At 69.4% G+C, this 9,567-nt stretch carries 1 protein-coding gene; it reads left to right on the top strand.

The genetic code is table 11. From position 1 onward, the window contains the following. The first annotated feature begins 15 nt into the window (after positions 1–15). Entirely contained in the window at positions 16–9,537 is a 9,522-nt protein-coding gene (locus tag Q0Z83_RS51500; RefSeq protein WP_317790881.1) for a Calx-beta domain-containing protein, read from the top strand. The last annotated feature ends 30 nt before the right edge of the window (positions 9,538–9,567 follow it).

A 9,567-nucleotide genomic window follows, 5' to 3' on the forward strand; every position in this document is an offset into this window, starting at 1 on the left:
AGGAGACAGGACGTCATGCGCGAACGTAAGCACCGGCAGCCCCCGTTCCGGTTGTGGGCGCCCGCCCGATTTCGTGCCCTGGTCTCGATCGTCGCCGCGGCGGCCGCCGGGCTGACCCCGGCCGCCGCGGTCCTGCTCCCGGCCTCGCCCGCCTACGGAGCGTCGCCGGGCGACATCATCATCGAGGCCGACATCGACGACGCCGAGGCCGGCGCGTTCATCTTCGAGATCCGCCGGGTCGGGCCGACCAGCACCCGGCTGGATCTCACCTACGAGACGGTCACGGTTCCGGAGACGCCGTTCACCGGTCCGCTGCACCAGGCGACCCCGGGTGTCGACTTCACCGCGATCGTCGGCGGCGTACAGACCTTCGAACCCAGCAGCCGGGACTCGGTCAAACGGATCACCGTCTACGGCAAGGCCGACACCAACGACGAGAACAACGAGGTTTTCGGACTCGCCCTGACGAACGTCCAGGACACCGCCAACAACCTGGCGATCGGCCGGCTCATCGACGACGACGACCCGCCGACCTACTCCTTCGGCAGCGCCGGAACGGTCGGTGAGAGCGCCGGCTCGGTCACCACCACGGCGACGCTGTCGGCATGGTCGGACTTCCCGGTCACCATCCCCTACAAGACCACCGACGGGACCGCCAAGGACGGCGAGGACTACACCGCCACCTCGGGCACACTCTCGTTCGCAGCCGGAGACGCGACCGAGGACATCGTGGTGCCGATCCTCGGCGACACCAAACACGAGAACACCACCGAGAGCTTCACCGTCGAGAGCACAGGGGTGCCGACCGGCGTCACCGTCGGTCCCGCGTCGAGGACCATCGACATCACCGACGACGACGCCGCGCCGACGGTGAGCATCGGCACCGCCGGATCGGCCCGCGAAGGTGACACGCTGAACTTCCCGGTCACCATCAGCGCCGAGTCGCGGCTGCCGGTCACGGTCACGGCCGACACGACGGGCGGCGGTTCGGCGACCGCGACCGACGACTTCACCGCGGTGACCGGCGCCACCGTCACCGTGCCCGCCGGGCAGACCACCGCGAACCTGCCGGTGGTCACGAAAACCGACGGCGTCGACGAGGTCGTGGCGGAGACGGTGGAGGTCACCCTCACCAATCCGGCCGGCGCCACCCTCGGGACCGCCACGAACACCGGTTCCATCGTCGACAACATCGTCACGGTCACCCCGGACACCGCGATCGCCGAGGGCAGCGCCACCCACGACCAGGTCTTCAGCGTCACGCTCCCGACCGCGTCGGCCGTGCCGATCGCGCTCGGCTACACCGTCGCCGCGGGCAGCGCCACGGACGGCACCGACTTCGACGCCTCGACCGGCACCCTGAACTTCGCCCCGGGCGACCTGACCAAGAAGATCACGGTGCCGGTCCGGGGCGACACCACGTACGAAGCCGGCGAGACGTTCACCATCACCCTCACCAGCGGTGGCGAGGTGACCGGTGGTCTCGGCCCGTACACGTTCACCATCCCCAACGACGACCTCAAACCCACCGTCACCGGGGTCAGCAGCGTCTCCCGGGCGGAAGGGGACACGACCGACACGGCCACCTTCACCGCGACCATCTCCAACCCGAGCAACGAACCCGTCACCCTCGACATCACCTCCGGTGATGTGACCGCGGCCGAGGCGCTCACCGGCCTGGGCAGCGACGACTTCGACATCATCGACAGCAGCGTGGACGTCCCGGCCGGCGCCACCACCGTGGGCTTCGGGGTACGGGTCAACGGCGACGCGATCTACGAGGGCACCGAGACCGCCAACCTCACGGCCACGGTGAATGGCAGCGAGTCGGGAGCGGTGCAGGGCAGCACCGCCTCCGGGGTCCTCACCCTCACCAACGACGACGCGGTCCCGGTCGTGACCTTCGGCAACGTCACCGCGCCGGAGAACACCCCGGCACAGGCGCTGTCGGCGACGGTCAGCGGCACCGCACAGGCCGCGATCCCGTTCACGGTGACCGTGGCCGACGGGACCGCCGAACCGGGCGACTACAACGCCGGCAGCGTCGTGCCGTCCGGCAACATCGCACCCGGCGCGACCAGTGTGAACCTCGGCACGATCGCCCTGGGCGACGACACCGTCGACGACCAGGTCGACGCGGTCGACGTCACGATCAGCCCGACCGGCCTGGTACCGAAGACCGCCACCGTGACGATCACCGACGATGCGGCCGACACCGAGCCGAAGGTGGTGGGGACGGCCGCGGTCGGCCCGATCGGGGAGAACGCCGGCCCGGCGCTCGTACCGGTCAACCTGGTCTTCGCCGGTGTCTCGTCGGCACAGAGCACCGAGCACACCATCACGGTCGACTACGCGACCAGCCCGAACACGGCGAAGGCGACCACCGACTACACGACCGCCACCGGCACGTTGACGTTCACCCCCGGCCAGACCGCGAAGAACGTCAGCGTGACCCTCGCCGACGACAACTTCTTCGAGGTCAACGAGGACTTCACGGTCGGTCTGTCCAATGCCGTCGGCGCCGCCGCGTTGGAACAGGCCACCGCCACGGTCACGGTGTCCGACAACGACGGGTCGCCTCCGACGTTCACGGTGACGCAGAACGGGCCGGTCACCGAGGGCGGGGTGGCCACCTTCACCATCACGCTCACCGGTCCGGCGGCCATCGACACGCCGTTCACCATCACCCACACTCCCGGCACCGCGGTCGAGACCTCGACCGGGCAGCTCGGTGACGACGACTACGACGCGCCGACCGGCACGGTGACGGTGCTGAAGGACGCGACCACGGCCACGTTCACGGTGCAGACCAACCCCGACACCCTTTACGAGGGCACGCAGACGGCCACCGTCTCGGCCGAGCGCGACGGCGTGACGAGTGTGGCTGCCGGAGCGCAGAACGGGACGCTGACGATCACCGACGAGGATCCGATCCCGACGCTCGTGCTGACCACCAGTGATCATCTCGAGGGCACGCCGTTCAACATCACCGCCACCAGCACCGGCGTGACCGAGAGCAACATGACCTACACGGTCGCGGTGGCGGGCGACAGCGCGAACAGCGCCGATCCGGCGGAGAGCGGCGACTTCACCGGCACCACCGCGACGGTCGTCCGGAACGGCGGAACGGCGACCAGCACGCCGACGACTCTGATCGCGGTCACCCCGCTCGGCGACACCATCGACGAGAACACCGAGAACATCCGGGCGAGCGTCAACAACGACACCCTGAGCCGGGCCGACTCGCAGCAGGTCTACGGAATCCTCGACGCCGTCTCGAACATGTCGCCGGAATTGACGTTCGGGCCGCCCGTCACGGTCGCCGAGACCGGTCCCGCGGTCGTGCCGGTGACGAAGACCTGGGCCGACCTCGACCCGAACGACAACGACGCCTCGTCGACGGAGAAGACGATCACCGTGCATTACCAGGCGGTGGACGGTACGGCGAAGGTGACCGACGACTACACCTCGGCGACCGCATCAGGTGACCTGAGTTTCGCCATGGGCGATTCGAGTAAGAACATCTCGGTCGGTCTCAACGACGACGGCGTCTACGAACTGAATGAGAGTTTCCTGGTCCGGCTGTCGGCCGCGGACGGCGCGACGATTCCGGTGGCGGATCAGACGGTCAACATCACCGACAACGACTCCGCGGCCCGGCCCACCTTCACGGTGGACCCGGTGGGCGGCGCGACGGTGGCCGAGGGCGGCACCGCCCAATACAAGATCAAGCTGAGTGCGGCGTCGTTGACCGCCACCACGTTCAACCTGACGATGTCCGGTGGGGAGGCCCAGTCCGGAGCGATGACCCCCGGTGGTGACGACTACACCGCGCCGACGACACCGGTCACCATCAACGCCGGTGATCTCGAGGCGACGATCTCGATCCCGGTGGCCGCCGACGGCGTCTACGAGGGCACCGAGACCCGGAACCTGGCCGTGGCGCTCGACGGCAGCGAGAACGACGTCACCGGCACCACCCAGAACCGCACGATCACCATCACCGACGGCGATCCGATGCCGACTCTGGCGCTCAACTCCGGTAACGCCACCGAGGGCACCCCGTTCGCGATCACCGCGACCCAGACCGGGATCGCCGAGGACGACATCGTCTACAGCGTGGCGGCGGCCGGGGACTCCTCGGGCGGTGACGACCCCGCGGAGGGTGGCGACTTCTCCGTCCCGGCCGGGACGATCACCGTCACCGGCGGCACCGACACCGTCACCAGTCCACTCAAGACGGTCACCGTCAACGGCGACCTGATCGACGAGAACACCGAGAAGTTCACCGTCGTCGTCACCAACGACACCGCGGGCGCGGAGGCCGGCCGGCAGACCTACGGCATCCTCGACGCGGCCGCGAACATGTCCCCCGAGCTGGTTTTCGGACCGCCCGTCACGGTCACCGAGAGCGACGGCAACGCCGTCATCCCGGTCTCCAGGAGCTGGGCCGCACTGGCCGGCGGCGGCAACACCGCCACCTCCACCGAGAAGACGATCACGGTGCAGGCACAGACCTCCGACGGTACGGCCGTCCAGCCCGCCGACTACACGACGACCTCGTCAGCGCTGAGCTTCGCGCCCGGCGACACCACGAAGAACGTCACCGTGCCGATCGCCCCCGACGGCGTCTACGAGCTGACCGAGACGTTCAACGTCGGCCTCTCCCAGGTGGTCGGGGCCACCGTCCCGACCGCGAGCGACACGGTCACGATCACCGACGACGACCCGACCGCCCGGCCGACGTTCTCCCTCGATCCAGCGGCCGGTACCACCGTGGCCGAGGGCGGCACAGTGGTCTACAAGGTGAAACTGAGTGCCGCAGCGATCACCAACACCATCTTCGACGTGACCCTGACCGGCGGGAACGCCCAGTCCGGTGGTTCTGATCCGGGAGAGGCCGACTACACCGCCCCGTCCGCGACGCTCACCATCAACGCCGGGCTGACCGAGGGCACCATCTCGATCCCGGTGTCGGCCGACAACGTCTACGAGGGCGACGAGACGCGGACTCTCAACGTGGCGCTCGCCTCCGGTCAGACCGATGTGACCGGAAGCGTCCAGAGCCAGACCATCACCATCACCGACGGAGACTCGGTTCCGGCGATCACGCTGGCCTCCGCCACGGGTGCCGAGAACACCGCGGCGCCCGTGGCCGCCACTCCGACCGGTGTGGCCCAGCGCAACATGATCTACACGCTGACCGTCGCGGGCGACAGCGCCAACGGTGCGAACCCGGCCGAGAGCGGCGACTACACGCACGCCCTCACCACGTTCACCCTGCCCGGCGGCTCGACGTCGGGAGTGCCCGTGCCGGTCGGGTCGATCAACCTCGCCGCCGACACCATCGACGAGGAGACCGAGACCGTCAAGGTCAACGCCCACAACGACACCGCCGCCATCACCGACGCGGCCGGGTTGTACACGATCACCGACGACGTCAACGACACGGCGCCGACGGTGAATCTCGCGTCGTTGACCACCGTGGCGGAGGCGGCGGGTACGGCTTCGGTGACGGCCACCCTCGACTTCGCCACGAGTTCCGCCGCAACCACGGAGAAGTCCGTCACCGTCGGCTACACCACCGCCCCCGGTACGGCCACCGCCGGCGACGACTACACCACCACCACGAACACGCTGTCCTTCACCCCGGGCACCAACAGCGCGAACCTCAGCGTGCCGATCGCACCCGACTCGCTGTACGAGACGAACGAACGTTTCGACGTGACGCTGTCGAGCCCGGTGAACGCCACCCTGGGCACCGCCACGAACAGTGTGGAGATCACCGACGACGACGCCTCGGCCATCCCCGGCTTCACGGTGTCGGCGAACCAGACGGTGACCGAGGGTGCCGGAGTGACCGCCGACTTCACGGTCACGCTGGACAGTCCGGCGGCCGGAACGATCGACTTCGACGCGGCGATCGTCGATGTCACCACGACCGACGGCGGCACGCTCAACCTCGGCACCGACGACTACACCGCACCGATCGGGGACTTCACGATCGGAAAGGACCAGCGGACCGCGACGGTCAGCATCCCGATCGGCAACGACGCCGCCTACGAGGGCACCGAAAGCCTGACGCTGCAGATCAAACTGGACTCCGGCGAGACTCTGGCGACCGGCCCGCAGGTCGACCGTACCCTCACCATCGCCGACGACGAGACCGTGCCCACCCTGACCATGGTCGCCGCGCAAGCGGCGGAGAACGCCCCCGTGGCGGTCACCGCCACCACCAGCGGTCTCGCCGAACGAGCCATGTCCTACACGCTGACGCTGGCCGGCGAGGCGGCCCCGGGCGGGAACGCGGCCGAGGGCGCCGACTTCACCGACAGCGCCGTCGCCGGGACGGTACCCGGCGGCACCACCGCCGGAACGCCGGTCACGCTACGGTCGGTGCCGGCCGCCGCGGACACCATCGACGAGCCGGACGAGACGTTCCGGGTCACCGCGCACAACGACACCTACTCCACCCCGGACGTGTCCGAGGTCTACACCATCACCGACGACCCCAACGACACCGCTCCGACGGTGAACCTCGCGTCGCCGACCACGGTCGGTGAGGCCGCCGGTCCGGCGTCGGTGCCGGTCACCCTGGACTTCACCGGCAGTTCCGCCGCGACCACCGAAAAGGCGGTCACAGCCGGTTACACCACCAGCGCCGGTACGGCCACCGCCGGCGACGACTACACCAGCTCCGCGGGCACCGTGTCGTTCACCCCGGGGAACAACAGCGCGAACATCAGCGTGCCGATCGTTTCGGACGGTCTCTTCGAGACGAACGAGCGCTTCGACGTGACCCTCGCGAACCCGGCGAACGCCACCCTCGGCACGGCCACGAACAGTGTCGAGATCACCGACGACGACGGCAGCGCCATCCCCGGGTTCACGGTGTCGGCGAACCCGACGGTCGCCGAGGGTGCGGGCGCCGTGGCCGAACTGACCGTGACGCTGGACAGCCCGGCCGCCGACACGATCGACTTCGACGCGACGGTCTCGGACATCACCGCCACCCGCGGCGGCACGCTGAACGCGGGCAAGGACGACTACACCGCGCCGACGGTGGACTTCACGATCGCGAAGGACCAGCGAACCGCGAAGGTCAGCATCCCGATCGGCAACGACACGGTCTACGAGGGCGACGAGACGTTCACCGTGCAGATCGCCCGGGACTCCGGGGAGACTCTCGCGACGGGGGCGCCGGTCAGCCGTACCGTCACCATCACCGACGACGAGACCGTGCCCACCCTGACGATGGTCGCCGCGCAAGCGGCGGAGAACGCCTCCCTGGCGGTCACCGCGACCACGACCGGCGTCGCCGAACGGGACATGACGTACGCGTTGGCGCTGGGCGGGGACGCGACCGGCAGCAACAACGCGGCCGAGAGCGCCGACTACACCGACAACGCCGGAACCACCACGGTCAACGGCGGGACCCCGTCAGGCTCGACGGTGAACCTGGGATCCGTACCGCTGTCGGCTGACAAGGTGGATGAGCCGGACGAGACCATCAAGGCGACCGTCACCAACAGCACCTACACGACAGGCGCGGTGAACGGCCTCTACACGATCACCGACGATGCCGCCGACCTGCCGCCGTCGGTGTCGCTCGGCCCGATCACGGTCTCCGAGGCCCTCCCCGCCGCGGCCGTCCCGGTCACCCTGACCTTCCTGGCGGGCAACGACGCCACCTCGTCCGAGCAGGCCGTGACCATCACACCGACGATCCTCGCGGTGACCGCCGGCCCCGGTGACTACGGCAACCCGGCCAGCCCGCAGACGATCGCGGCCGGCGCCACCACCGGTTCGATCACCGTGCCCCTCATCGACGACAAGCTTCGCGAGCCCGACGAGCAGTTCATCGTGCGGGCCACCGCGGTCGGACCGACCGGAGCCACCATCGGTACCGATTCGGGCACCGTCACCATCACCGACGACGACCAGAGCATCGCCCAGCCCACCTTCTCGGTGGGTGCGGCATCGGTGAGCGAGGGCGGTGGCGCGGCCACCTTCACCGTCGCGCTCAGCGAAGCCGTGACGGGGGACGTCGACCTCACCGTCACCATCCAGGACGGCACCGCGACGGACGCGGCGAAGGGGATCGGCGGTGACGACTACGACCCGCCGGCCGGCACGCTGCGGATCAAAGCCGGCGCCCGGAGCGGCACGTTCACCGTCCCGATCAAGCCCGACACGGTCTTCGAGAACGACGAGACGGCCAAGGTCACGGTCGCCCTGGCGGCCGGCGAGACCGATGCCACCGGCGCCGCCAAGGAGGCGGCCCTGACCATCGGCAACGACGACTCCCGGCCGATGCTGAGCCTCACCCCCGCCCTGTCCGGTGTCGAGGGCGACTTCCTGTCGATCACCGGCACCATCGACGGCATCACCCAGCCCGACCTCAGCTACGGCTCGCTCGAAGTACGCCCCGACACCACCGGCGACCCGGCCGAGGCAGACGACTACAAGTTGCTCGGCAACAACGTCGTCGTACCGGGCGGATCCGCCTCCGGCAGCCGCGTCGACGTCGCCTCGATCGAACTGCGTGACGACACCGTCGACGAGGCCACCGAGGCCCTCGACCTCACCCTCGGCCTCCGCAAGTCGAGCGTCCGGATCACCGACGACCCGCGGGACGGCGCCCCGACCCTGTCGATCAGCGACGAATCGATCCGGGAGAACGAGCAGAGCGTCGATCTGAAGATCACCCGCAAACTCGCGGACGGCACCACCGGCACCGAACGCAGCATCTCCGTCCCCTGGCGCACGGTCGCCGGATCCGCGCAGGACGGCACGGACTTCACCGCGAGCAGCGGTACGGCCGTCATCGAGCCCGGCCGCGACTCCGCCACCATCAGCGTGCCGATCATCGGAGACTCGGCGAAGGAGGAGGACCAGGACTTCGTCGTGCGGCTCGGCAACGCGACACCCAGCGACGTCGAGGTCACCAAACCGTCCGGCACCGTCACCATCGAAGACGACGACACCGCCGTCAAGCCGACCCTCAACGCGGCGACCGGCACCACCACCGGCAGCCAGCGGGTCCGGCTCTCCGGCACCGCCGCCCCCGGCACCACCGTCGAGCTGCTCAGCGCTCCCGGTGTCACCGGCACCGGCGGTTACCGGACCGTCCTCACCGCCGAGGCCGACGACGACGGCAAATTCAGCTTCAACCCCAACTTCACCCAGGGATATCGGGTGTACGTGCGCGCCGACGGCCTGGTCTCGCCGGTGCGCACCATCCAGGTGCGGCAGGACCCGTCGATCGCCACCGCCTCGCCCGCTGCCGGGACCGCCCGGATCACCGTCACCGGAGACCCCGACCGGGCCGGGCAGGCGGTCACCGTGCAGCGGTTGAACAGCGGCGACTGGGACACCGTGACGACCGGCAAGCTCGGCGCCGACGGCACGTTCACGGCGACACAGCGTGGGCTGCGCTCCGGTCGTACGTACACATATCGGGCGGTCATCGCGGCGTCGACGTCACTCGGCATTCTCGCCGGCACGTCACCGACCCGACCGGTGAAGGTCCGCTGACGAACCGAACTCCTAGGGACGAGAGAACCC

Source organism: Actinoplanes sichuanensis (genome assembly GCF_033097365.1).
GTDB lineage: Bacteria > Actinomycetota > Actinomycetes > Mycobacteriales > Micromonosporaceae > Actinoplanes > Actinoplanes sichuanensis.

What these genes read in the sequence shown, in the direction of transcription:
- Q0Z83_RS51500 (WP_317790881.1), top strand. Translation starts at nt 16, where the DNA reads ATGCGCGAACGTAAGCACCGGCAGCCCCCGTTCCGGTTGTGGGCGCCC.